We start from the raw sequence: 23,765 nt of genomic DNA, 5'->3' as shown, positions 1-23,765 counted from the left end.
ACTCAACGGGATACTGCCATGAAACCTCATACCCTCTGGACCATCGTCGGCACCGCCACGGCCGCGGTGACCGGAATCGCCATGCGTCAGACCCTGAAAAAGGGCTTTCGCCACGGCGCCTTCGAGCCACCGGTCAACCCCGATCGTGACGACATCCAGTGGCGTCAGGCCATTGTGTGGGGCGCGGCCAGCGGCACGGTCGTGGGCGTGGCCCGCATCGTGGGCTGGAAGATGGCCTCGGCCGGCCTGCGGCGCACCCGACGCTCACGGCGCGGGCAGCGGCTGCTGGCGCATATCGAGGATTGATGTCACGTGTGATCGCGCGGCGCTGCCGTCACGGCGGCGCTTTTGTCGGCCGACGACCCGATGGGAAAAGGGCCTGCCCGAATTGCGACGGCGGTGCCGAGCGGTCACCGCCCCGCGGCGCAGAGCGATTGCACTGCCGTGTGTGGCATGCAATGATACTTTATAACATCCCGGGTGCCGAGCGGCGGTTCGCTCGGCACCGTGTCGTCATGGAATCACATCGTGTCTCGTCAATGCTCTCATAACGTCTCTTCCGGGGCTGATTCGCCCAATGCGGTGCGCTCGCGCGATGATCATGTCATGAACCGCTGCCAACGCTCCGTGCTGGCGTCCTCGGTCGGCTGGCGACTGCTGCTGGCCGCCGCGGGGCTGGCCGGCCTGTGGATCATGGTGCGCTGGGCGGTGGCTGTCCCATGAGCTGTCCGGAGACCACAGGCGCGCCCATTCACCTGGACAACCTGACGGTGACCTACCAGCGCCATCCGGCCGTGCATCATGTGACCGGCAGCTTCGAGGCCGGCAGCCTGACGGCCATTATCGGCCCCAACGGCGCCGGCAAGTCCACCCTGATCAAGGCGCTGACCGGCACCATGGCGGCCTCGGAAGGGCGCATCGACCGTGCCGGCATGGCGGCCAGCCGCTACGGCTATCTGCCCCAGGCCGCCGAGGTCGATCGCAGTTTCCCCCTGAGCGTGTTTGATACCGTGGCCATGGGCGACTGGCACCGGCTGGGCGTGTTCGGTGGCATGAAACGCAGGGATGTCACCCGCGCCCTGGAGGCCCTCGACAAGGTCGGTCTGACCGGCTTCGAGCAGCGCCGTATCAGCGAGCTCTCCTCCGGGCAGTTCCAGCGCGTGCTGTTTGCCCGCCTGCTGCTGCAGGATGCGCCGGTCATTTTGCTGGATGAACCCTTCAACGCCATCGATGAGCGCACCACCCGCGATCTGCTGGCGCTGATCCGGCACTGGCACGAGCACGGCCGCACCGTGATCGCCGTGCTGCACGACATGTCCCAGGTGCGCCAGTGCTTTCCGCAGACGCTTCTGATGGCTCGCGAGGCGATCGCCTGGGGGGCTACCGAGACGGTGCTGCAGCCCCACAACCTGCGCCGCGCCAACATGATGGAGGAGTCCTGGCGCGAGGATGCCCATACCTGTGCACTGCACGAGGAGCAGGCATGAGCCTTGTGACCATGGCCTATGACGCCACGCTGGCGCCCTTTGTGGAGTTCGGCTTCATGCGCCGGGCGCTGGTGGCCTGCATGGCGCTGGGGCTGGGATCGGGCCCGGTGGGCGTGCTGTTGATGCTGCGGCGCATGAGCCTGGTCGGTGACGCCATGAGCCACGCCGTGCTGCCGGGCGCGGCGATCGGGTTTCTGGTGGCGGGGCTGTCGCTGCCGGCGATGGGGCTCGGCGGTCTGATCGTGGGGCTGGCGGTGGCGCTGCTGTCGGGGCTGGTGAGCCGCACGACGGCGGTGCGCGAGGATGCCAGTTTCGCCAGCTTCTATCTCACCTCACTGGCCGCCGGCGTTCTGATCGTGTCGCTGCGGGGCTCGAGCGTTGATCTGCTGCATGTGCTGTTCGGCACGATTCTGGCCATCGATCAGGAGGCGCTCTATCTGATCGCCGGCATCTCGTCGCTGACGCTGGTGCTGCTGGCGCTGATCTATCGACCGCTGGTCATGGAGTGCTTCGACCCCGGTTTTCTGCGCGCCGTCGGCGGGCGCGGGCATCTCTATCACGTGCTCTTTCTGCTGCTGGTGGTGCTCAATCTGGTGGCGGGCTTTCAGTCGCTGGGCACGCTGATGGCGGTGGGGCTGATGATGCTGCCGGCGGTCGCGGCACGCTTCTGGGCGGTCAGCCTGCCGGGCATGATGTTCAGCGCCATGCTGGTGGCCTTTCTGGCCGGCATTGTCGGGCTCAACATCTCCTTTCATACCGGCGTGGCGTCGGGGCCGACCATCGTGCTCTCGGCCAGCGGGATCTATCTGCTGTCGTTTCTGTTCGGGCGGCTGGGCATTGTGCGTCAGCGTCTGTCACGGCCGCATCTGGCCGGCTAGGCCGGGATTTTCACCATCATACGGGGAACATGCATGAACATCAGAGTCTGGTGGGCCGGCGCCGCCATGCTGGCACTGTCGCCGCTGTCGGCCGCCGTGGCGCAGGCCGCGGAGGTCAAGGCGATCGCTTCCTTTACCATCCTGGCCGATGTGGTCAGTGAAGTTGGCGGTGACCGCGTCGAGGTGTCGAGCCTGATCGGCCCCAACGGCGACCCGCATGCCTATGAGCCGACCCCGAATGATGTGCGCCGGATACGCGATGCTGACGTGGTGTTCATGAGCGGGCTCGGTCTTGAGGGGTGGATGGACCGCCTGATCGCGACCTCCGGCTTCAAGGCAGACCCCGTCGTCGTCTCCGAGAACATTCATGCCCGCGGGATGGGCGATGAGGGCCATGGTCACGGTGGCGGCGACCCTGATAATGCCCACGGCCATGATCAGGACGATGACGGCCATGGACACGACGGTGAGGAGCATGGGCACGATGAGGCGCACGACCACGGTCATGACGACGGTCACCATCATGACGGGGTCGACCCGCACGTCTGGAACAGCCCGGCCAACGTCGAGGTGTGGGTCGACAGTATCGTGGCGGCGCTGTCGAAGGCCGACCCGGATGGTGCCGAGGAATACCGCGCCAACGGGGATGCCTACAAGCAGGAACTCGAATCGCTGGACGACTACGCGCGCGAGCAGATCGATGCGGTGCCCGAGGGCAAGCGCCGGATACTGACCTCCCATGACGCCTTCGGCTACTTTGGCGACCGCTACGGGGTGACCTTCTTGTCCCCGCTGGGGGTGACCACCGACAGCGAGGCCTCGGCACGCGACGTGGCCCGTCTCATCACCCAGATGAAGGAGGAGCGCATCGGCAGCTACTTCTTCGAAAACTCCAGTGATCCACGCCTGGTGGAACAGATCGCCAATGCGGTGGGCGCCCGACCCGGCGGCGAGCTCTACGTGGGCGCGCTCTCCGAGCCCGATGGCCCGGCCGCGACCTACGCTGACCTGTTTCGCTTCAACGTCGATCAGATGGTCAGCGCCATGAAGACCAACGACTGATCGCAGCGCGCCATCGACTTGCAAAGGGCCCGGCCTCCCCAGGAGTGCCGGGCCCTGTCGTCCGTGATGTTCTACCCTTGGTGATCCGGACGGATCATTTCATCAATACGCGGTCTCTGCCGCTGGAGTCACCATGTTTCCGACCTTTACCCTGCGCTATGCGCGCCTGCCCACCCATTTTTATGAGCCCTTCACGCCGGTGACCGTCGAACAGCCGGCGCTTGTGGCTTTCAATCGCCCTCTGGCCGAAACCCTCGGTTTTGATCTCTCACGCTTTGACGAAACAACAGCGACCGACTGGTTCTCCGGCAACGAGCTGCCCGAGGGCGCCGAGCCGGTCGCCCAGGCCTATGCCGGTCACCAGTTCGGCGGCTTCTCACCGCGGCTGGGCGATGGTCGGGCGGTACTGCTGGGCGAGATCACCGATCGCGACGGCGCCCTGCGCGACATTCAGCTCAAGGGCGCCGGACGCACCCCCTTTTCCCGCGGCGGTGACGGGCGCGCGCCGCTGGGGCCGGTGCTGCGCGAGTACCTGGTCAGCGAGGCGATGCATGCCATGGGCATCCCCACCACGCGAGCGCTGGCCGCCGTGACCACCGGTGAGCAGGTCATGCGGCGCATGCCGGAACCCGGGGCGGTGCTCACGCGGGTGGCCTCGAGCCATATCCGGGTCGGTACCTTCCAGTACTTCGGGTCGCGCCACGACTTTGACGCCGTCAAAACGCTGGCCGATCACGTCATCGAGCGCCACTACCCCGAGCTGCTCGACACCCCCGATCAGGACCGCTATCTCTCGCTTTTGAAAGCGATTCAGCAGCGCCAGGCCGAACTGGTGGCGCACTGGATGGGCGTGGGCTTTATCCACGGCGTGATGAACACCGACAACACCTCGATTGCCGGCGAGACCATCGACTTCGGGCCCTGCGCCTTCATGGAGCGCTATGACCCGGGCACCGTGTTCAGCTCGATCGATACCGGCGGGCGCTACGCCTACGTCAATCAGCCGGTGATCCTGCAGTGGAACATGGCGCGTCTGGGCGAGGCGATGCTGCCGCTGTTTGACGAGGACGAGCAGCGCGCCATCGAACGCGCCACCGAGGTGGTGCAGGGCTTCTCCGAGCAGTATCAGGCGGCCTGGCTTGCCGTCATGCGAAAAAAGATCGGTCTGCGCCATCATGAAGAGGACAACGATCAGGAACTGATCGAGGCCCTGCAGGAGGCCATGCGCGTCGGCCGCGCCGACTTCACCCTGACGTTTCGTCAGCTCGGCGAGTGCGCCCGGGACGAGGCAGCCGATGACGACCTGCTGGCGCTTTTTGACAACGATGCCGACATTCGCGACTGGCTGTCGCGCTGGCGGATGCGTCTGGCGCGCGAAGCCGCCAGCGGCGAGGAGATTGCACGTGGCATGCATGCGGTCAACCCGCTTTACATTCCGCGCAACCACCACGTCGAGCAGGCGCTGAGCGCCGCCGCCGAGGGCAACTACGAGCCGTTCGAGACGCTGCGCGGGATTCTGGCGCATCCGTTTGACGAGCAGCCCGGACGTGAGGCCTGGACGCTGCCGGCCGGCCCGGATGAGGCTGTGTTTCGCACCTTCTGCGGCACCTGACCCCGCTACCCCCGACGTATCCAGAGGAGACAGGGATGACAACATCGAACAGGACGTTCGCACTGGTGACCGGTGCCACCAACGGAATCGGTCTGGAACTGGCCAAATGCCTTGCCAATGACGGATATGATCTCTTGATCGTCTCCCGCGGCAGCCATCTGGAAGAGACGCGCGAGCTGCTGGAAGACTACGGCGTGACAGTCACGACCTGCGCGGCGGACCTGACCCGGTTCGAGGAGGTCGACCGGGTGTATCAGGCGGTGATCGACAGCGGCCGCCCGCTGGATGTCGCCGCGCTCAATGCCGGCATCGGGCTGGGCGGTGCCTTCGTGGATGGCACTGCCCTCGAGGATGAGTTCTCGCTGATCCAGATCAACGTGATGTCGACGGTGCAGCTGACCAAGCGGCTGCTGCCGGCCATGGTCGAGCGTGGCGACGGGAAGCTGTTGCTGACGTCCTCCATCTCGGGCACCACGCCGATTCCCTTTGAGGCCATCTATGGTGCCTCCAAGGCGTTTATCAACTCGTTTTTCTACGCCGTGCGCAACGAGATCCAGGGCTCGGGGGTGCAGATGACGCTGCTGTTGCCCGGGCCGACCGAGACCAATTTCTTCCACCGCGCCGGTCAGGACGAGACCGAAGTGGGCGCAATGGAGAAGTTCGACCCGGCCGATGTGGCGCGCGACGGCTATGTGGCCCTGATGAGCGGTCATGACACCGCCTACGGCGGTGGGCATTCGGTGGAGTACGAGGCCGAGGTGCTCAACCGCATGGAGAGCGAGCCGCAAAAGGCCCAGCGCCACCGGCTCATCTCGGCGCCGGGCTCGGCCGGGCGTGGGCGCTAGTCGAGCACTACCTCGCATCGGGTGGCGCTGCTTTCATGGGCCGCGTCGAGAACGCGCATGACATCAGAGGCCTGCTCGGGGGTCACCAGCAGCTCGGCCTCGCCGGCCAGATGCGCGACGATGTTGTCATAGTAGGCGCGGTAGTCGCCGCGGACGTTGTCGACGAGTTCGCTGTCGCCGCTGTCACCGTGATACAACACGCCGCGCACCGGGTCCTCGCCCCAGCCGGGCTGGCCCGGGATACCACCGTCGCGCAGGGTCTGCTCCTGGGTGTCGATGCCGTGCTTGATATACGAGGCGCGGGTGCCGTCGATGGCGTAGCGCAGCAAGTCATGGGCGCTCAGGGCGTGGCTTGAGAGCACGACCCGGTGGTGCTCATAGCGCAGCAGGACATGGAAGTAATCCACCGCGCCGCCGCCGGGGCGCAGCGTGGCCAGGTCGGCGTAGACGCCCTTTGGCGGGCCGAACAGGGTGACGGCCTGGTCGGCCAGATGCGCGCCCAGATCGTACCAGGCGCCGCTGCCGGGCCCGGGGCGCTCGCGCCAGCGGTCGCGCACCTCGGGGCGAAAGCGGTCATAGTGCAAGTGGCAGCGGGTGACATCGCCCAGCCGGCCGGCCTCGAGCAGGCCCTTGAGCGTGAGAAAGTCGGCGTCCCAGCGGCGGTTCTGGAAGACGCTGAACAGCCTGTTGTTCTGGCGGGCGCAGGTGGTGATGTGCTCGAGTTCCTCGCCATCCAGCGAGACGGGCTTGTCGACCACCACGTGCTTGCCGGCTTGAAGGGCGGCCATGGCAAGCCCCGTGTGGGTGTCGTTGGGTGAGGCGATCACGACCAGATCCACCGCCGGATCACTGAAGGCCTGATCGGCGTTTGCGTAGACGGTGACATCGCCCAGATCGGCGTGGACGTCGTCCGGACGGCTGGAGACCACGCCCCCGAGCGTCATGCCATCGGTATGGCGGATCAGCGGCGCATGAAAGACGCGCCCGACCAGGCCATAGCCGATGATTACGGTCCTGAGAGGAGAGTGCATGGCGTACCTCCGTGTCATTGTGTGGACTTGCGCCGCGCCCTCTGCGGCTTATGGTGTTACCTTCGCCAATTCGATCCGATGATGGAGCGCGCATGACCGATACAACCGCCGGGGCCGCGGCGCCCGCCCCGAGTGCCGCCCGATCCCGCTGGACGGACTGGGGCAAGTGGCTGGCCCTGATCTCCATGACCGTGGACCACGTGGTGCGCTATGCGCTCTCCAACGAACTGTCCTGGCAGTTCGGCTGGGCCAGCTCGACCATCGGCCGGGTGGCCTTTCCCCTGTTTGCCGCCATGGTGGCCTGGCACGGGGTATTCGATACCCGCAACCCCATGCGCTATGCGCGCCGTATCCTGATCATTGGTCTGGTGGCCCAGCTACCCTATATGCTGATGCCGCGCTACTCCAGCGTGCTGGTCTTCAACGTCTGCTTTACGCTGGCCTTCGGGCTGGTGTGGGGCGCCTGGCTGCGCCAGCTGCTGGTCGCGCCGCCCGTGGAGATGCGCGCCCGGATAATCAGTGCCGCCGCCGTGGCGCTTTCCGTCATTGCCTGGTACGCGGTGGGCCCGCTGCTGGAGTACGGCCGCTTTGGCATTCTGATGGTGCCGGGCTTCATGCTGGCGATGGCGGTGTATCAACACTTTGATCACGGTGTGGCGCGCATCTGGGCCTGGCTGGCCGGCGTGCCAGTGTTGCTGATCACGGCCCAGCTCAACATCTATACGATCAGCAAGAGCGTGGCCTTTTCGACCACCCTGGTGGTGCTGGTGATCGCCGCGGGACTGGCGCGCTGGATCCCGGGGGTGGTGCGCATGCCGCGCTGGCTGTGGCTGTCCTGGTACCCGGGGCATCTGGCCCTGATTGCGCTGATCGTCTATCTCCCCTATATGCTGCCCGTCTGACAGTCACCCGACAGTGAGTAATGCCATGTTCCCTGATGCAATGAGTTCAATGACCGTCCTGCGACGCGCCCTGTCGAGGCTGTTACCGGCGCTGATGATGGTCAGCGCGTTTGTGGCCGGGCCCGCGTCTGCCGAGACGCAGGTGCCCATCGTCTTTCCCGAGCAGGTGGCGCAGGGCAGCATGGTAATCGGCCGGGTGCCGCCCGGCAGCCAGGTGACGCATGCCGGGCGCACGCTGGGCGTGACCGACTACGGCACGGTGGTCTTCGGCATCGGCCGCGAGGCCGAGGGGGCCAGCGAGGTGACGATCACCCCGCCCGGGGCATCGCCGCGGACGGTCGGCATTCGGGTCACCGGGCGCGATTTCCCCGTCGAGCGCATCGATGGCGTGCCGCCCAAAACGGTGTCACCGCCGCCGGAGATCGCCGAGCGCATTCGCCGCGAGCAGGCCGGCGTCAGCGAGGCCCGCACCCGCGATGAGCGCATCACCGACTTTACCGAAGACTTTATCTGGCCGGTGAAGGGGCGCATCAGCGGACGCTTTGGCAATCAACGCGTCTACAACGGCACGCCGGGCTCGGCGCATTCGGGCATGGATATCGCCGCGGCCACGGGTACGCCGGTCAGGGCGCCGGCCGGCGGCATCGTGACCTTTGCCAATCCGGATCTGTATCTGACCGGCGGCACGGTGCTGCTGGATCACGGCTACGGCATCAGCTCCAACTTCCTGCATCTGTCAAAACTCGATGTTGAGGTGGGGGATCGCGTGGCGCAGGGAGATGTGATCGGGGAAGTGGGGGCCACCGGCCGCGCCACCGGGCCGCATCTGCACTGGGGCATGAACTGGTTCGATACCCGTATCGACCCGCTACTGGTGCTGAAGCGCCAGTAATCCGTTGATCAGCCCGGCCATCCGCCGGGCGTGTCACGCCGGTGGCAGCGTCTATTGCCGCTATAGGAGATTTTGAGCCTCTGTTCCTCAAGCCCTGACGGCGCCGGTCGATAAAGGTTATTCATATAACTAGTGCACTACTATAGAGTGCATTAATAAACCGGGTGGCTCACATGGACATGACGTCAGGCGTTTCAACTCTTTCGAACATGCGTGTGCGCACCCGCATGATCCTCGGCTTCTCTGCCGTGCTCTTTTTGATCGTATTGCTGACCGCCATCGGGGTGTGGCGGGTTGACGAGATCGACCGCGGGCTTGCCCGCATCAACGACGTCAACAGCGTCCAGCAGCGTCACGCCATCGACTATCGCGGCAGCGTCCATGACCGGGCCATTGCGCTGCGGGATGCCACGCTGGTGGGCGATGCGGCACTGCCCCGGGTCATCGCACTGATCGATCAACTAACGGCCGACTATCAGGCCGCTGCGGCCAGCATGGCGGTCATGGCATCGGACGCCGAGAATTTTTCAGCCGATGACCGGCGCCTTCTGACCGGCATCAATGCGGTGCATGATCGCACCATGCCGCTGATCGATCGCGTACTCGACGTGCGCCGGGCCGGGGATATCGAGGGTGCCCGGGCCCTGCTGCTGTCGCAGGCGGCCCCCGCCTTTGTTGACTGGCTGGCCGCGATCAATGCCTTTATCGATCATCAGGAGGCCACGAACCAGGCCGAGGCGAGTGTGGTGCGCGGCATCAGTGGTGGCTTTCAGGCGACCATGATTACCCTGTGTGTGCTGGCGGTACTGCTGGGCATTGCGATTGCCACGCTGATCACACGAGGGCTTTTGAACACCCTGGGCGCCGAGCCCGGCGAGGTACGTGCCCTGGCCGAGGCGATCGGCCGTGGCGAGCTTGACGTCTCCCGCCGGACGTACCGTGAGCAGGATCGCAGCATCATGGCCGCCCTGAGCCGTACGACCGATCGTCTGCAGGAGACGGTGGCCAACGTGCGCCGCACCGCTCATGAGGTCGCGCATGCCAGCGGTCATATCGAACAGGGCAACAGTCAGCTCTCGTCGCGCACCGAGCAGCAGGCCAGTGCGCTGGAGCAGACGGCCGCCGCCATGGAAGAGCTCAGTGCCACGGTGCGCCAGAATGCCGATAACGCTCGCGATGCCGAACAGCTGGCGACCCGCGCCGCCGGTGTGGCCGAACGGGGGGGTGACGTGTTCGACAGCGTTGTGGTCACCATGAAGGGGATCAACGACGGTGCCCGGCGCATCTCGGAGATCATCAGCGTGATCGACAATATCGCCTTCCAGACCAACATCCTGGCGCTCAACGCCTCGGTCGAGGCGGCCCGGGCCGGCGAGCAGGGCCGGGGCTTTGCGGTCGTGGCCGGCGAGGTCAGAAACCTGGCCAGCCGCAGCGCCGAAGCCGCGCGTGAAATCAATGCGCTGATCTCGGAAAGTGTGACCCGTACCGAAGAGGGAACCGCGCTGGTGGATCAGGCCGGTCAGACCATCGAGGAGGTGGTGACCTCCATCAGGCGCGTTCACCACATCATGGGCGATATCAGCCGCGCCAGTGCCGAGCAGAGCACCGGGGTAAGCCAGGTGGGCGACGCCATTGGCCAGCTGGATCAGACCACGCAGCATAATGCCCACATGGTCGAGCAAAACGGTGAAGCGTCCCGCCGGCTCTATCAGCAGTCGCAGGCCCTGGTCGAGGCCGTCTCGGTCTTTCGTCTGGGCCGTACGGCGGGCCCGGTCACCGAAGACACCGGCCGGGCCCGCGGGTTGGCTACCGCGCCGCGCCTGGCCCCGGCATCCAGAAACGGGCATCAGACACCTGTCGTAAAGGGCGCCAGCGTCGGAAGTGACCGTGCCCCGTCCCGGACGACGGCAGTCGAGGAGTGGGCGAGCTTCTAGGGGAGAGCAGGGAGACGCCGGGCCGTCAGTCGGCGCTGTATTTGCCCAGCGACTGACGGTACTGGCGGATCAGGCGCTTGATCAAAAGCGAGATGAGAAACACCAGCCAGCCGACCGTCATCAAAAGACAGGCCAGGGTCCACTGCTGGGCGTCGGGCAGACTGCCCACCAGGCGCTCCAGCAGCCACCACAGGGGTGGGGCCAGCAGCAGCGGGGGGTAGAGGATGTGCATCCACATTTCGGTGCGGCGCTTTCTGACCCGGTAGCGTGACAGCGTCAGCTTCAGCGGTTGCCAGGACAGCGTTGCGAGTGCACAGACCAGCACCAGCAGGGTGGTCAGCAAAAAGACGAGACTCTGATGATTGACCAGCGACCACTGAATGCTCCAGCCATAGCCGACCCAGAGGGCGCCTTCGAGCAGGGCGGCCGAATCGGGCCAGCTACCGGCATAAAAGAGTCGTTTGTTCATGGATGGCCTGTTTTGCACTTTGTCGCAGTGTATCGCCGTGTGCGCGTGACGGAAACATGGTGACAAAACGGTGTTACAAAAAGGGCCCTGTTCCCGGGCGGGAACAGGGCCCTTTCACGCATCAAGCCCGCTATTTGGCGGCGTCGCGCAGGGCGCTGACGGCCGGCAGGGTCTTGCCTTCCACGTATTCGAGGAAGGCGCCGCCGCCGGTGGAGATATAGGAGATATCGTCGGTGACGCTGAACTGATCGATGGCCGCCAGGGTGTCGCCGCCGCCGGCGATCGAGAAGCCGTTGCTGTCGGCGATGGCGCGGGCCATGGCCTTCGTGCCGGCGCTGAACTGCTCGATCTCGAACACGCCCACCGGGCCGTTCCAGAGGATGGTGCCGGCTTCGCGCAGGGCGTCGGCGTAGGTCTGTGCCGTCTGCGGGCCGACATCGAGGATCATCTCGTCATCGCGGACCTCATCGACGTTGCGGGTGACCGCCTCGGCCTTGTCGGAGAATTCGGTGGCCACTACCACATCGATGGGCAGGGGCACGTTGACCTTGTCCATCAGTGCCCTGGCCTGATCCACCAGGTCGGCCTCGTACAGCGACTTGCCGACGTTGTAACCGGCGGCGGCGATGAAGGTGTTGGCGATGCCACCGCCCACGATCAGCTGATCGCACCGGTCGGACAGGGCGTTGAGCACCTCCAGCTTGGTCGAGACCTTGGAGCCGCCGACGATGGCGACCATCGGGCGTTTCGGACTGGACAGGGCCTTTTCGAGCGCGTCCAGCTCCGAGGAGAGCAGCGGTCCGGCACAGGCGTCCGGGGCAAAGCGGGCCACACCGTGGGTCGAGGCCTCGGCACGATGTGAGGTGCCGAAGGCGTCCATCACGTAGACATCGCAGAGGCTGGCATATTTCTTCGCCAGCGACTCGTCATCCTTTTTCTCGCCCTTGTTGAAGCGCACGTTCTCCAGCAGCACGACTTCCCCTTCCTGCACTTCGGGATCCTGATCCAGGTAGTCGCGCTCCAGGCGTACCGTCATGCCCAAAAGCTCGCCCAGATGATTGGCCACCGGCGCCAGCGACTCGTCATCGCTGGGTTCCCCTTCGGTGGGGCGTCCCAGATGGCTCATCAGCATGATGCGCGCGTTCTGCTCAAGGGCCGTGCGAATGGTGGGCAGGCTGGCCCGAATGCGGGCATCCGAGGTGACCTTTCCATCCTTGATCGGCACGTTGAAATCCTGACGAATCAGGACACGCTGGCCGGCGAGATTCAGCTCGGACATCTTGCGCACAGTCATGTCGCTACTCCCGTATTGGCGTTAAGTGGTCTGCATTGAGCGGTGCGATGGCCCCGGTGTTGACAGGGCCGGTTTGAAAACTGTCTTCAGCATAGCAGGGACACGGAAAACGAAGACAGTCGCACCGGGCGCCAGGGTGCGCCGCCGGGGAGTGAGCATGAGACTTTGGTCCAGGGCGGGAAGGTAGCGCACACCGCGGCCAAGTGGCATGGGCGGGCCGCGCCGCACAATGCAAGTCGGTCATGGCGGTTTCGAATACGTTGTCGTCCATGACAGGCATGCGATACAGCGCCTTTCATGCGTGAATACCACTGACAAAACATGACATGAACTGCCACGTATAGTTGCTTATGCTGTTCAGGCCGCGGCACTGGCCGTTGGCAATGCAAAATCTTTCGTAGAAAAGAGGATGAAGATAATGACCGATATCGCCAGGCTGCTGGGAGAGGAAGCGGATAGCCTGTTGAACCATACCTGTGCCGGGTTCAGGAAAGAAGACCTGCACCTGCCGGGTCCCGATTTCGTGAATCGGGTCATGATGGACAGCAACCGCTCGCCGCACGTACTGCGCAACATGCAGAGCATCTTCAACCACGGCCGACTCGCCGGCACGGGCTATGTCAGCATGCTGCCGGTGGATCAGGGCATCGAGCACTCCGCCGGTGCGTCCTTTGCCCCCAACCCGCAATACTTTGATCCGAAAAACATCGTTGAGCTGGCCATCGATGGCGGCTGCAACTGCGTGGCCTCCACGCTGGGTGTGCTCTCCTCGGTGGCGCGTCGCTATTCGCACCGCATCCCGATGATGGTCAAGCTCAACCACAACGAGACGCTGACCTATCCGGCCATCTACGACCAGACGCTGTTCGCGCAGGTCGAGCAGGCCCATGACATGGGCTGTGTCGCGGTCGGTGCCACCATCTACTTCGGCTCGCCGGAAAGCCGCCGCCAGATCCAGGAGATCAGCGAAGCGTTCGAACGCGCCCACGAGCTGGGCATGGTCACCGTGCTGTGGTCCTACCTGCGCAACCCCGAGTTCAAGAAGGACGGCACCGACTATCACGTCTCTTCCGACCTGACCAGCCAGGCGGTTCATCTGGCAGCGACCATCAATGCCGATATCGTCAAGCAGAAGCTGCCGGAGAACAACGGCGGCTATCGCGCGGTCGGCTTCGGTCACACCCACGATCGCGTCTATGACGAGCTCGTCAGCGACAACCCGATCGACTGGGCGCGCTATCAGGTCGTCAACAGTTTCATGGGGCGTGCCGGCCTGATCAACTCCGGCGGCGGCTCCAAGGGCCACTCCGACATGGGCGAGGCCGTACGTACCGCGGTCATCAACAAGCGTGCCGGCGGCATGGGTCTGATCTCGGGGCGCAAGGCGTTCCAGAAGAGCCGTGAAGAAGGCGTGGCGCTGTTGAACGCGATTCAGGACGTCTACCTGAACAAGGACGTCACCATCGCCTGATGGCGCTGTCCTGACGCTTTTCGATACGCAAAAGGGCCCGGCAATCACTTGCCGGGCCCTTTCTTTTGGCCTTGTCATGCGCTCTCGGGTACTGACCCATCACAAGGGAGACCGGACGGCGTGCGCCGCCCGGATGTGGCGAGACATTACGCCTTGAGCATGCTTTCCGCGCGCTCGACGACCTTGTCGGGAGTAAAGCCGAAGTGCTTGAACAGCTCGCCACCCTTGCCGGATTCGCCGTAGGTGGTCATGCCGAAGACATCGCCGTCGAGGCCGACATACTTGTGCCAGGTCGACGGGATGGCCGCTTCGATCGCCAGACGGTTGCGCACCGACGGCGGCAGCACGGAGTCGCGGTAGCCCTGATCCTGCTCGTCGAACTTGCTGGTGCAGGGCATGGAGACGACGCGCACCTTGTGGCCCTTGCCTTCGAGCTGCTCGGCGGCCTGCATGGCCAGATCGACCTCGGAGCCGGTGCCGATCAGCAGCAGGTCCGGCTGGCCGTCGCAGTCGCGCAGGATATAGCCGCCGCGGCGGATGTTTTTCACCTGCTCCTGGTCACGCGACTGGGCCGGCAGGTCCTGACGCGAGAAGATCAGCGCGGTGGGGCCGGTTTCACGCTCGAGACCCTCGACCCAGGCGGCGGCGGTTTCGGTGGCGTCACAGGGGCGCCACGTGGCCAGTCCCGGCAGGTTGCGCAGATCGGCAAGCTGCTCGACCGGCTGGTGCGTCGGGCCGTCCTCGCCCAGACCGATGGAGTCGTGGGTAAAGACGTGGATGATGCGCGTGTGCGACAGGGCCGACATGCGCACGGCGTTGTGCATGTACTCCATGAACACCAGGAAGGTGGCGTCATAGGGGATGAAGCCGCCGTGGGTGGCGATGCCGTTGGCGATCGCGCCCATGCCGAATTCGCGCACACCGTAGTGCAGGTAGCTGCCGTCGAAGTTGTCCTTGCTGACTGCTTTCGCGCCCTTCCACAGCGTCAGGTTGGACGGTGCCAGGTCAGCGCTGCCGCCGAACAGTTCCGGCAGATCGGGGGCCAGCTCGTTGAGTACAGCAAGCGAGGCCTTGCGCGAGGCGGTGGTTTCCATCTTCTCCTGCGCGCGCTGGATCAGCGCATTGCCGTCGAAGTTCTCCGGCAGCTCGCCGTTGTAGCGACGCTGAAGCTCTTTGGCGAGTTCGGGATAGGCCTTTTCATACTCGGCCATCTTCTGCTTGTACTCGTCTTCGAGCTGCTGGCCCTTGTCACGGGCATCCCACGCCTTGTAGAGGTCGTCGGGAATCTCGAACGCGCCGTGCTCCCAGCCCAGCTGTTGGCGAGCCGCTTCGACTTCCTCGTCACCCAGCGCCGCGCCGTGGCTCTCTTCCTTGCCGGCCTTGTTGGGCGAGCCGAAGCCGATCACGGTCTTGCAGATGATCAGGGTCGGCTTGTCGGTGACCTCCTTCGCTTCGCGGATGGCGGCATCGATCTGCTCGGCATCGTGGCCGTCCACGTCGCGAATGACGTTCCAGTGATAGCCTTCAAAGCGCTTGGCGGTGTCGTCGGAGAACCAGCCGGCGACTTCGCCATCGATGGAGATGCCGTTGTCATCATAAAAGACCACCAGATTGCCCAGGCCCAGATGGCCGGCCAGCGAGCACGCTTCGTGGCTGATGCCTTCCATCATGCAGCCGTCACCGGCGAAGACCCAGGTGCGGTGGTTGATGATGTCGTGGCCGTCGCGATTGAACTGGGCGGCCAGCGTACGCTCGGCAACGGCCATGCCCACGGCATTGGCCAGTCCCTGACCCAGCGGGCCGGTAGTGGTCTCGATGCCCGGCGTGTAGCCGTGCTCCGGATGGCCCGGCGTCTTCGAACCAATCTGGCGGAAGTTCTTGAGCTCTTCCATCGGCAGGTCATAGCCGGTCAGGTGCAGCAGCGAATAGTGCAGCATCGAGCCGTGGCCGTTGGAGAGGATAAAGCGGTCACGTTCAGCCCAGTCCGGGTTGGCCGGATTGTGTCTGAGGTGGTCGTTCCAGAGCACTTCCGCGATATCGGCCATGCCCATCGGCATACCCGGATGGCCGGAGTTGGCCTTCTGCACGGCATCCATCGAAAGTGCACGGATGGCATTGGCGAGGTGACGACGCGAGGTCATAGCTGAGTAAACTCCTGCCTGCTGGTGGTAATGAAAGGGGGCCGCGGCTTCATCAAGCACGTCGAGACGTTACTGCTGCCGGACCCGCATCGATTCCGAAAGTTGTCTATTCGACAAGAGTAGCTGCATGAACCGATGATGTCGCCCCCTGAACCCGGGAAAGGGAGACGGGAACCGGAGGCGCGTTGGCGTGTCGGCTTCAGCGAGACGCTTGTTGAAGCGTCATGACTTCATCAAGAATTTCTTCAAAGGCGCGGGCATCGTGAACGAAACGTCCCAGAAACATGCCCTGAACGCTGCCTTCAAGGCGGGACAACAGCCCCGGGCCGGCGCTGCCGCCATAGATGACGCGTCCGCCGCCGTGACCGTCCAGCCAGGCCTGAAGTTTCAGGCACACGGCACTGATGTGCTCATTCGAGGCCGGCTGGCTGGCACCGATCGCCCAGTGCGGCTCGTAGGCCACGATCAGATCGGCTTCCCGGGGGGTGGACGCGCCTCCCAGCGCGCTTTCCACCTGACGAATGCACTCGGCGGCAGCCACTTCCGGATCGCCTTCCTCGACCTCGCCGACACACAGCACGGGGGCAAGGCCACTGTCCATGGCCAGGGCTGTCTTGGCGGCCACCTGCGCTTCCTCTTCATGGAAATGGCGGCGGCGTTCGGCGTGACCGATCTCGACGCAGCGACAGCCCATTTCGGCGAGCATGGCGGCGCTGACCTCACCGGTCCAGGCGCCGGGCGGCTGATCGCTCATGTTCTGCGCGCCGATGCGGATATCGGTGTCGCGCACAATCTCCAGTACCGGCGCGAGTGTCGGAAAGGAGGGCATGATGAACAGCGCCGCGTGGCCCTGCGTCACGGCGGGATGCTGACGAGCGATCTCCGTGACCTGACGACACCAGTCAAGCGTTTGCTGATAGCCGAAATACATCTTGAGGCTGGTGCCGATAAGCAGGGGCGCGGCCATGTCTCTACTCCTGTGATCAGAGCGTGAATTACAGCACATCCACGACAGCGCGGATGATCATGGACAGCGACACGGCGCCGGCATCCGGTGTGCCCTTGCTCTTTTCCGCCAGCGGGCGGGCGCGACCGATCTTCGGGACCAGATCGGCGGTTTCCTGCGCTGCCTGCTCGGCGCGCTCGGCGCCGGCCTGCCAGGCCGTTTTCAGGTCATCGCCGGCCTCGACCCGCTCGCTGAGCACCTCACTGAAGGGCACCAGCACGTCGATGAGGGTCTTGTCACCAACCTGTGCCTTGCCGAAATGCATGATGTTGTCCCGGGCATCCCGGACGCCCTGGGCGATACGCGCGGCATCGGGCTTTTGCTCGTCGCCGATGGCCATGGCCAGCGAGTGCAGCGCCGCCCCCCAGATAGCACCCGAGGTGCCGCCGGCGCGATCGGCCCAGGCATCGCCCGCCATGCGCAGCAGCGTGCCGGCGCCGGCACCGCGCTCCTTCACCTCGCGGCCCTTCTCGACGGCGGCCTTGCCACCGCGCGCCATGCCGATGCCGTGGTCACCGTCGCCGGCCACGGCGTCGATGCGGCCGAACTCTTCCTCGTTGTCCTCGATGACCTTATAGGTGGCTTCCAGCGCTGCCAGCACCTTGTCAGCGGTCTCCTTCGACGCGTCAGTGGCCTCGGGGATGGCGTCCGGGTCGGGAATGTCGAGCTCGGCTTCCCCCAGCTGTTCGGCGGATACCACGCTGCCCTTGCTGTAGGCGGGCGTGTCGCAGGGCGCGCTCCAGAATTTCTCGAGCTCGTCGTCGAGCCAGAACAGCGTCAGGGAAGCGCCGGCCATGTCGAGGCTGGTGACCAGCTCGCCGACCTCGGGCTCGACAATCTCGAGGCCCGCCTCCTTCAGGAGCTGATTGACGCGGCGATAGACCACGAACAGCTCTTCATACTTGACCGTGCCCAGGCCGTTGAGCAGCACCGCGGCCCGGGCGCCCCTGGCACTGCTGACCCCTTCGGGCAGCTCTTCGAGCAGGCGCTTGACCAGCAGCTCGGCCAGCTCATCGGCGGTGGGGATGTCCTGCTCGCTGATGCCGGGCTCGCCGTGAATACCAAGGCCCACGGCCATCTTGCCTTCCGGGACGTGGAAGAGGGCGTCATCGGCACCGGGCAGGGTGCAGCCGTCAAAGGCCACACCGAAGGAGCGGGTGCGCAGGTTGGCAGCTTCTGTGGCACGCACCACTTCTTCAAGCGAATAGCCGGCTTCGGCAGCTGCCGAGGCGGTCTTGAACACGGTCAGGTCGCCCGCGATGCCGCGGCGCTTTCGAATCTCGTCGAGGCTGGCGCTGGAAACGTCGTCGATGACCTTGACCATTTCGCACGGAATGCCTTCGCTGATCAGGCGGTCCCGGGCCTGGCCGAAGTGCAGCACGTCACCGGCGTAGTTGCCGTAGCTCAACAGCACGCCCGCGCCGTTGTTGGCCGCGCGAGCGACCGAATAGATCTGCTGGGCGGAGGGCGAGGCAAACAGGTTGCCCATGGCGGCCCCGTGCGCCAGGCCCTGACCGACCAGGCCGCAAAAGGCGGGATAGTGGCCGGAGCCGCCGCCGATGACGACCGCGACGGTATTCGGCTCGCTTTTCGTACTGCGAATCACACCGCCGGGCACCTGGCGTACCCGATGGGGATGCGCGGCCACAAAGCCTTCGGTAGCTTCATCGACAAAGGCAACGGGGTCGTTGAAAAGACGTGTCATGGGGCGTACTCCTGATGAGGCGACAATGATCAGGCATCGCGCGCGGCCCTTCGGGCCGCTTGATGCCCCTTCCCGTTCGCGTGTGATGAGCACTCGAACGGGCAACCGTCAGAACGATAATATGATCCTGACATGTACATTTGTTAAAAACGTTCAGTCCATATTAGCGCTGCACCGCGTCGCTTCGCATGAGACTTTGGTTTTAATATCGCCTTTTGTAGGGGGTGAAACTGCCGAACCCGGGGTAAATGGGTGATATCATCGGGCCATGAAAGCGTTTTCCCGGTCATGGTGAGCAAGCTGGAATATTTTTCATATGAATGCGCTTTGTTCATATGATCGGCAGGGCGTACGCTAGAAGGGTGTCAATGCAGACGGTGACAGGTCACCAGGAGAGATCATGACAGCAGAGAGCAAAAAGCTTCGGGTTGCACTGGGATGTGACGAAGCAGCCTATGAGATGAAGCAGGCCATGGTAGAGCACGTTCGCTCGCTGGGTCACGAGGTCGAGGATTTCGGGACCTATGATGCCGAGCCGGTACTCTATCCGGACATCGCCTTTGCCGCCGCGCATGCGGTCAAGGACGGCAGGGTCGATCGCGCCATCCTGATCTGCGGCACCGGTATTGGCGTGGCCATCTCGGCCAACAAGGTGCCGGGCATTCGTGCCGCGCAGGCGCATGACACCTACTCCGCCGAGCGGGCGCGCAAGAGCAACGACGCCCAGATCCTGACCATGGGCGCGCGCGTGATCGGTGTCGAGCTTGCCAAGACAATCGCCGAGTCCTTTCTGGAGAGCGAGTTCAGCGGCGGCGGCTCGCAGGCCAAGGTGGATCGCATCAAGGCCTATGAGCAGGAGCAGGCCGGCAAGGCGTAATCCGGGAGAGGATACGAGGCGCCACGCGCCAAAACAGGGGCAGTATGGCCGGCTGGCGTACTGCCCCTTTTCTGTGCCCTGCTGTGACACGGGCGGTGCCGGCAGGTATCTTCCCGCGTCACTGAAACCCATGCGGCTGAACCGGAGACCCCATGAACGAGCGTGCCGATCCCGATATCGCGCTGATGACAGAGATTGCCAGCCTGTATTACATGCAGGGCGAGACCCAGGAGGCGATCGCCGGACGCATGGGCATGTCACGCATCAAGGTCGGACGTCTGCTCAAGCGGGCCCAGGCCGAAGGCATTGTCGATGTCCGCGTGCGTCATCACCCCTCGGTGGCCGCCGAAATCGAACAGGCGCTGATCCGTCGTTTCGGCATTCGCCGGGCGCTGATCGCGCTCGACTGCGCCGATGCCGAGCAGCAGCGCCACGAGGTCTCGAGTCTGGTGGCCGATCATCTCTCGCGTACGCTGGAGAATGGCACCATGGTGGCCGTCGGCATGGGGCGCAATGTCGGCACCGTGGCGGATAACGTCTTTACCCAGCGCACCCGGCAGTGCTCGTTCATCTGCGCCATCGGCGGCTCGCTGCGCGCCGGGGAGTACATGAACCCCGATCATATCTGCCGCCGGCTGGCGGCGAAGTTCGGTGGCGAAAGCGAGACACTCTACGCGCCGGCCATGGTAGCCAGCGCCGAGCTGCGTGATGCCATGCTGGACAATCCCACCGTGCGCCAGACGCTGGATCGCGCCCGGCGCGCCGATATCGCCATGATCGGCGTGGGCGATCTCTCCGAGGACAGCAACATGGTGCGCATGGGCTGGTTCTCGCCGCAGGAGATTGCCGAGGCGCGTTTGTCCGGTACGGTCGGCGACATGATGGGCTACGACTTCATCGACCTGAACGGCAATGCCTCCACCACGCCCATGCAGGGCCGCGTGATCGGGCTGACCATCCCGGATCTGGCGCGCATTCCCGAAGTCATCGCGATCGCCAGCGAAAGCACCAAGGCCGCCGGTATCCTCGGGGCGCTGCGCACCGGGGTCATCGATGTGCTGGCCACCACCGCCACCAATGCGCACACCATCCTGCATCTGGATGAGGCCTCGCGTCATCAGTCCTGATGGGCGGGGGCTTCTCCCGAGACGCTGCGCAGGGTCTGTATGCGCAGCGACTGCTCGTTCCACACTTCGAAATGGGCGCTCATGGCCTGCCGCGCCGCTTCGGGGTCACGTGCTATCAGGGCCTCGACGATGGCATCGTGCGTGGCATTGGTCTGCTCGGTACTGTCGCTTGAGCGTCGGACCAGCACGCGGCGGTGGTGCAAAACCTGCTTGAGCACGGAGGCCAGACCCTGAAAGAGCATCATGATCACCGGATTGCGGGTCATCCAGACCAGCTGTTCATGAAACTCGTAATCGGCGTTGATGCCCTCCTCGATACTGGCCGCATTCTTGATGCGATCGCGCAGCGCCGACAGGGCCGCCACATCCCGGTCTTCGGCAAGCCGTGCGGCCTGCTGAACGATTTCCCGTTCCATCATCTCGCGGGCGCTTTCAAGCGCCTCGACCGAGACATAGTTCAACTGCAGGGCCAGATCGAAATAGAGCTGCACGAAATCCGGCCGGGGCATTTTCAAAAAGGTACCGCGCCCCTGGGTGCGCTCGATAAACCCCAGGTGCTCAAGCGTTGCCAGATGTTCGCGCAGGCTTGAACGCTGCAGACCGAAGTGCGTGGCCAGCTCACGCTCGGGCGGCAGCCGCAGGCGGCCCTGTTCATCCATGCGGGTAATGGTAACCAGCTCGCGCAGGCGGGCCAGCAGAGTGTCGGTCATGGCAGCGTCGCAATAAAAAGGGTCGGAAGACATTCTGTCATCTTCCGACCCGCCAATGTAAAGACAAGTCATGCACAGGCAGGCAGTGCCTGCCCGGGAATTACATCCAGCCGCGGATGCGATTCACCATGGCGTCGGTGGAGATGCCGTAGCGGTCATGCAGGGTCGGCAGGGCGCCGGCATCCAGAAAGGCGTCCGGCAGGGCGATCTGCTTGAAGGGCACGTTGATGCCGCGCCGCATCAGAAGTGACGCCACGGCCTCGCCCAGTCCGCCCACTTCGGAGTGGTTCTCGGCCACCACGACCAGCCGGCCGTTGTTCTGCGCCTCCTGGAGGATGGTCTGTTCATCGAGTGGCTTGATGGTGGGCGAGTGCAGCACGCGCACGCCGATGCCGTCGGCCCGCAGCCTTTCGGCAGCTTCCAGCGCACGCATGGTCATGAAGCCCGATGAGATCAGCAGTACCTCGTTGCCGTCGGTCAGGGGCTTGGCCTTGCCGATTTCGAAGCGGTAGTCGGCGTAGTCATCCAGAACGACCGGTACCTTGCCGCGTAACAGGCGCATGTAGACCGGGCCCTGATGCTCGACCATGGCCGGTACGGCCTGCTCGATGTCCAGCGCATCGCACGGGTCGATGATGGTCAGGTTGGGCATGCCGCGGAAGATGGCCACGTCCTCGGTCGCCTGGTGGCTGGGGCCGTAGCCGGTGGTCAGCCCCGGCAGGGCGCAGGCGATCTTGACGTTGAGCTTCTCCTCGGCAATGCCCATGGCAATAAAGTCATAGGCGCGGCGAGAGGCGAACACCCCGTAGGTCGTGGCAAAGGGGATAAACCCTTCGCGCGCCATGCCCGCGGCGGCACCAAAGAGCAGCTGCTCGGCCATGCCCATTTGATAAAAGCGCTCCGGGAACGCCTGACCAAAGATATGCAGATCGGTGTACTTGGCCAGATCCGCCGACAGGCCGACGATCTCTTCGCGCTGGCGGGCCTGCTCTACCAGTGCGTGGCCAAAGGGCGCCGGTCGGGTCGGCTGGTTTTCATCGGCGATGGAGGCAATCATCGCTGACGTGGTCAGTTTCTTGCGGGGTTGTGTCTGTTGAGCCTGGCTCATGTTCTTTACTCCAGCGGTAGATGGCGAAAGGCGTCTATGGCAGGCGAGCGGTTCAGGACGCCTTGTATCCGGCTTCCAGCGCCTCCAGTGCCTTTTGCCACTCATCGGCATCGACACGAATGAAGTGGGTCTTTTCGCGCTCTTCCAGAAAAGGCACGCCCTTGCCCATCAGCGTGTCGCACAGGATGATGCGCGGCTTGGCTTCCGGATGCTGGCGTGCATTGTCAAAGGCCTCTACCAGCGCCTCGATGTCGTTGCCATCAACGCGCTGGGCGTACCAGCCGAACGCCTCCCAGCGATCCACCAGCGGCTCGTAGCCCAGGGTGATGGGGGAGGGGCCATCCGCCTGCTGATTGTTGACATCAACAATGGCAATCAGGTTGTCGAGCTTGTGGTGTGAGGCGGACATGGCCGCCTCCCAGGTGGAGCCTTCGTTGAGCTCGCCATCGGAGAGCAGGTTGTAGACGAACGAATCCGACTTCTTGCGCTTGATCCCCAGCGCCATGCCTACCGCGATACCCATGCCATGGCCCAGCGAGCCGCCGGTAATCTCCATGCCCGGCGTATAGGCCGCCATGCCGGACATCGGCAGGCAGCTGTCATCACTGCCATAGCTTTCAAGCTCGCTTTCATCCACGAACCCCGCTTCCAGCAGCGCGGCGTAGAGGGCGATGGCGTAGTGACCGATGGAGAGCAGAAAACGATCCCGTCCTTCCCATTCCGGGTCATCTGCCTGGTAGCGGGTGGCGTGGAAATAGGCCACTGCCAGTACGTCGGCTACGCCAAGGGCCTGGCCGACATAGCCCTGCCCCTGGACCTCGCCCATCCTCAGCGCTTTCTGGCGAATCCGGAAGGCGCGCTCATCAAGTGAAATGTCGCGGTCAGGTGTTGATGTCTGTGCTTGCATGTCAGCTCCCGAGTGGCACGGTTGCGATAAATTGGTAGTACCAATGAGAGGCAGTTTGCAGAATCTCTTTGATGAATCACATAAGACCTTGGTTGATTGCCGATTCTGCGAGGTGGTGTGGGTTGTTATTGGTTGACCAAAACGTGATGGTTGGGGCCGGGAATGCTTGATCTTTGGTCGTAGACCGGGGTTTTTGCGGTGTTTTTACTCTTTCAAAACAGTCGCTTGTTGCATGAGCCTAAAGTTGAACAGCTGCCTTGATTGACTGTTAACAACGAATCCGAATACTGCACGAACAGAGTCGGCC

The 23,765-nt window shown here is 64.1% G+C and carries 22 protein-coding genes; 13 read left to right on the top strand and 9 right to left on the bottom strand.

Annotated features, from left to right (window positions below):
• Window positions 1-18: 18 nt before the first annotated feature.
• From M1D97_RS14820 to M1D97_RS14790, 7 genes are all read left to right on the top strand, one after another.
• Complete coding sequence (locus M1D97_RS14820) at window positions 19-306, top strand: DUF4235 domain-containing protein (RefSeq protein WP_456268469.1); 288 nt, start codon at window positions 19-21, stop codon at window positions 304-306.
• Between the two features lie 222 nt (window positions 307-528).
• Window positions 529-723 carry a hypothetical protein gene (locus M1D97_RS14815; protein ID WP_456268468.1) on the top strand — a complete coding sequence of 65 codons (195 nt, stop codon included), beginning with the start codon at window positions 529-531 and terminating at the stop codon, window positions 721-723.
• Window positions 720-1,487, top strand: a complete 768-nt coding sequence (locus M1D97_RS14810; RefSeq protein WP_456268467.1) for a metal ABC transporter ATP-binding protein — start codon at window positions 720-722, stop codon at window positions 1,485-1,487. Before M1D97_RS14815 ends, M1D97_RS14810 begins: the two co-directional genes overlap by 4 nt.
• Window positions 1,484-2,365, top strand: a complete 882-nt coding sequence (locus M1D97_RS14805) for a metal ABC transporter permease (RefSeq protein ID WP_456268466.1) — start codon at window positions 1,484-1,486, stop codon at window positions 2,363-2,365. Before M1D97_RS14810 ends, M1D97_RS14805 begins: the two co-directional genes overlap by 4 nt.
• A gap of 33 nt (window positions 2,366-2,398) precedes the next feature.
• Window positions 2,399-3,427, top strand: coding sequence for a metal ABC transporter solute-binding protein, Zn/Mn family (locus M1D97_RS14800; protein ID WP_456268465.1), 1,029 nt, complete (start codon window positions 2,399-2,401; stop codon window positions 3,425-3,427).
• 133 nt (window positions 3,428-3,560) lie between these two features.
• Window positions 3,561-5,039, top strand: a complete 1,479-nt coding sequence (locus tag M1D97_RS14795) for a protein adenylyltransferase SelO (RefSeq protein WP_456268464.1) — start codon at window positions 3,561-3,563, stop codon at window positions 5,037-5,039.
• A 35-nt stretch (window positions 5,040-5,074) separates the two neighbouring features.
• Window positions 5,075-5,884 carry an SDR family NAD(P)-dependent oxidoreductase gene (locus M1D97_RS14790; protein WP_456268463.1) on the top strand — a complete coding sequence of 270 codons (810 nt, stop codon included), beginning with the start codon at window positions 5,075-5,077 and terminating at the stop codon, window positions 5,882-5,884.
• Here the strand turns inward: M1D97_RS14790 and M1D97_RS14785 are convergent.
• A complete protein-coding gene (locus tag M1D97_RS14785) occupies window positions 5,881-6,915 on the bottom strand; it encodes an oxidoreductase (RefSeq protein ID WP_456268462.1) in 1,035 nt (344 codons plus the stop codon). The genes M1D97_RS14790 and M1D97_RS14785 overlap by 4 nt on opposite strands.
• Window positions 6,916-7,007: 92 nt before the next feature.
• On the opposite strand from M1D97_RS14785, the gene M1D97_RS14780 reads away from it, so the two are divergent.
• From M1D97_RS14780 to M1D97_RS14770, 3 genes are all read left to right on the top strand, one after another.
• Window positions 7,008-7,817 carry a TraX family protein gene (locus M1D97_RS14780; protein ID WP_456268461.1) on the top strand — a complete coding sequence of 270 codons (810 nt, stop codon included), beginning with the start codon at window positions 7,008-7,010 and terminating at the stop codon, window positions 7,815-7,817.
• Window positions 7,818-7,866: 49 nt separating this feature from the next.
• On the top strand, window positions 7,867-8,709 hold the full coding sequence (locus M1D97_RS14775) for a M23 family metallopeptidase (protein ID WP_456268460.1): 843 nt from the start codon (window positions 7,867-7,869) through the stop codon (window positions 8,707-8,709).
• A 173-nt stretch (window positions 8,710-8,882) separates the two neighbouring features.
• Window positions 8,883-10,643 (top strand): methyl-accepting chemotaxis protein, encoded by a 1,761-nt coding sequence (locus tag M1D97_RS14770; RefSeq protein WP_456268459.1) that lies wholly within the window; start codon window positions 8,883-8,885, stop codon window positions 10,641-10,643.
• Between the two features lie 25 nt (window positions 10,644-10,668).
• Here the strand turns inward: M1D97_RS14770 and M1D97_RS14765 are convergent, their stop codons facing one another.
• Both M1D97_RS14765 and M1D97_RS14760 read right to left on the bottom strand, forming a co-directional pair.
• Entirely contained in the window at window positions 10,669-11,112 is a 444-nt protein-coding gene (locus M1D97_RS14765) for a hypothetical protein (RefSeq protein WP_456268458.1), read from the bottom strand.
• A 130-nt stretch (window positions 11,113-11,242) separates the two neighbouring features.
• Window positions 11,243-12,406 (bottom strand): phosphoglycerate kinase, encoded by a 1,164-nt coding sequence (locus tag M1D97_RS14760; RefSeq protein ID WP_456268457.1) that lies wholly within the window; start codon window positions 12,404-12,406, stop codon window positions 11,243-11,245.
• A gap of 418 nt (window positions 12,407-12,824) precedes the next feature.
• Between M1D97_RS14760 and M1D97_RS14755 the strand changes: the two genes are divergently transcribed.
• Entirely contained in the window at window positions 12,825-13,877 is a 1,053-nt protein-coding gene (locus M1D97_RS14755; protein WP_456268456.1) for a class I fructose-bisphosphate aldolase, read from the top strand.
• A gap of 146 nt (window positions 13,878-14,023) precedes the next feature.
• Here the strand turns inward: M1D97_RS14755 and tkt are convergent, their stop codons facing one another.
• The 3 genes from tkt to M1D97_RS14740 all read right to left on the bottom strand — a co-directional run bounded on the left by tkt (window position 14,024) and on the right by M1D97_RS14740 (window position 18,729).
• On the bottom strand, window positions 14,024-16,018 hold the full coding sequence (gene tkt, locus M1D97_RS14750; protein ID WP_456268455.1) for a transketolase: 1,995 nt from the start codon (window positions 16,016-16,018) through the stop codon (window positions 14,024-14,026).
• Window positions 16,019-16,217: 199 nt separating this feature from the next.
• Window positions 16,218-16,985: a triose-phosphate isomerase family protein gene (locus tag M1D97_RS14745; protein WP_456268454.1), complete on the bottom strand. Its 768-nt coding sequence runs from the start codon at window positions 16,983-16,985 to the stop codon at window positions 16,218-16,220.
• 28 nt (window positions 16,986-17,013) lie between these two features.
• Window positions 17,014-18,729, bottom strand: coding sequence for a dihydroxyacetone kinase family protein (locus tag M1D97_RS14740; protein ID WP_456268453.1), 1,716 nt, complete (start codon window positions 18,727-18,729; stop codon window positions 17,014-17,016).
• Between the two features lie 400 nt (window positions 18,730-19,129).
• Between M1D97_RS14740 and rpiB the strand changes: the two genes are divergently transcribed.
• A complete protein-coding gene (gene rpiB / locus M1D97_RS14735) occupies window positions 19,130-19,606 on the top strand; it encodes a ribose 5-phosphate isomerase B (protein ID WP_456268452.1) in 477 nt (158 codons plus the stop codon).
• 152 nt (window positions 19,607-19,758) lie between these two features.
• Window positions 19,759-20,733 (top strand): sugar-binding transcriptional regulator, encoded by a 975-nt coding sequence (locus M1D97_RS14730; protein WP_456268451.1) that lies wholly within the window; start codon window positions 19,759-19,761, stop codon window positions 20,731-20,733.
• Here M1D97_RS14730 and M1D97_RS14725 read toward each other — a convergent pair.
• The 3 genes from M1D97_RS14725 to M1D97_RS14715 all read right to left on the bottom strand — a co-directional run bounded on the left by M1D97_RS14725 (window position 20,724) and on the right by M1D97_RS14715 (window position 23,458).
• Window positions 20,724-21,476 (bottom strand): FadR/GntR family transcriptional regulator, encoded by a 753-nt coding sequence (locus M1D97_RS14725; protein WP_456268450.1) that lies wholly within the window; start codon window positions 21,474-21,476, stop codon window positions 20,724-20,726. The two genes, M1D97_RS14730 and M1D97_RS14725, sit on opposite strands and share 10 nt — an antisense overlap.
• Before the next feature lie 67 nt (window positions 21,477-21,543).
• Complete coding sequence (locus tag M1D97_RS14720; RefSeq protein ID WP_456268449.1) at window positions 21,544-22,551, bottom strand: transketolase family protein; 1,008 nt, start codon at window positions 22,549-22,551, stop codon at window positions 21,544-21,546.
• Between the two features lie 52 nt (window positions 22,552-22,603).
• On the bottom strand, window positions 22,604-23,458 hold the full coding sequence (locus tag M1D97_RS14715; RefSeq protein WP_456268448.1) for a transketolase: 855 nt from the start codon (window positions 23,456-23,458) through the stop codon (window positions 22,604-22,606).
• Window positions 23,459-23,765: the final 307 nt, after the last annotated feature.

This window comes from Kushneria sp. AK178 (assembly GCF_053903105.1).
The sequence above is the reverse complement of the archived record's forward strand: the minus strand, read 5'-3'. Positions and strand labels throughout refer to the sequence as shown.

Excerpts from the sequence above, each read along its gene's own strand:
- M1D97_RS14820 (WP_456268469.1), top strand. The coding sequence starts at position 19 with ATGAAACCTCATACCCTCTGGACCATCGTCGGCACCGCCACGGCCGCG.
- M1D97_RS14810 (WP_456268467.1), top strand. The coding sequence starts at position 720 with ATGAGCTGTCCGGAGACCACAGGCGCGCCCATTCACCTGGACAACCTG.
- M1D97_RS14805 (WP_456268466.1), top strand. The coding sequence starts at position 1,484 with ATGAGCCTTGTGACCATGGCCTATGACGCCACGCTGGCGCCCTTTGTG.
- M1D97_RS14800 (WP_456268465.1), top strand. The coding sequence starts at position 2,399 with ATGAACATCAGAGTCTGGTGGGCCGGCGCCGCCATGCTGGCACTGTCG.
- M1D97_RS14795 (WP_456268464.1), top strand. The coding sequence starts at position 3,561 with ATGTTTCCGACCTTTACCCTGCGCTATGCGCGCCTGCCCACCCATTTT.
- M1D97_RS14790 (WP_456268463.1), top strand. The coding sequence starts at position 5,075 with ATGACAACATCGAACAGGACGTTCGCACTGGTGACCGGTGCCACCAAC.
- M1D97_RS14785 (WP_456268462.1), bottom strand. The coding sequence starts at position 6,915 with ATGCACTCTCCTCTCAGGACCGTAATCATCGGCTATGGCCTGGTCGGG.
- M1D97_RS14780 (WP_456268461.1), top strand. The coding sequence starts at position 7,008 with ATGACCGATACAACCGCCGGGGCCGCGGCGCCCGCCCCGAGTGCCGCC.
- M1D97_RS14775 (WP_456268460.1), top strand. The coding sequence starts at position 7,867 with ATGACCGTCCTGCGACGCGCCCTGTCGAGGCTGTTACCGGCGCTGATG.
- M1D97_RS14770 (WP_456268459.1), top strand. The coding sequence starts at position 8,883 with ATGGACATGACGTCAGGCGTTTCAACTCTTTCGAACATGCGTGTGCGC.
- M1D97_RS14765 (WP_456268458.1), bottom strand. The coding sequence starts at position 11,112 with ATGAACAAACGACTCTTTTATGCCGGTAGCTGGCCCGATTCGGCCGCC.
- M1D97_RS14760 (WP_456268457.1), bottom strand. The coding sequence starts at position 12,406 with ATGACTGTGCGCAAGATGTCCGAGCTGAATCTCGCCGGCCAGCGTGTC.
- M1D97_RS14755 (WP_456268456.1), top strand. The coding sequence starts at position 12,825 with ATGACCGATATCGCCAGGCTGCTGGGAGAGGAAGCGGATAGCCTGTTG.
- tkt (WP_456268455.1), bottom strand. The coding sequence starts at position 16,018 with ATGACCTCGCGTCGTCACCTCGCCAATGCCATCCGTGCACTTTCGATG.
- M1D97_RS14745 (WP_456268454.1), bottom strand. The coding sequence starts at position 16,985 with ATGGCCGCGCCCCTGCTTATCGGCACCAGCCTCAAGATGTATTTCGGC.
- M1D97_RS14740 (WP_456268453.1), bottom strand. The coding sequence starts at position 18,729 with ATGACACGTCTTTTCAACGACCCCGTTGCCTTTGTCGATGAAGCTACC.
- rpiB (WP_456268452.1), top strand. The coding sequence starts at position 19,130 with ATGACAGCAGAGAGCAAAAAGCTTCGGGTTGCACTGGGATGTGACGAA.
- M1D97_RS14730 (WP_456268451.1), top strand. The coding sequence starts at position 19,759 with ATGAACGAGCGTGCCGATCCCGATATCGCGCTGATGACAGAGATTGCC.
- M1D97_RS14725 (WP_456268450.1), bottom strand. The coding sequence starts at position 21,476 with ATGTCTTCCGACCCTTTTTATTGCGACGCTGCCATGACCGACACTCTG.
- M1D97_RS14720 (WP_456268449.1), bottom strand. The coding sequence starts at position 22,551 with ATGAGCCAGGCTCAACAGACACAACCCCGCAAGAAACTGACCACGTCA.
- M1D97_RS14715 (WP_456268448.1), bottom strand. The coding sequence starts at position 23,458 with ATGCAAGCACAGACATCAACACCTGACCGCGACATTTCACTTGATGAG.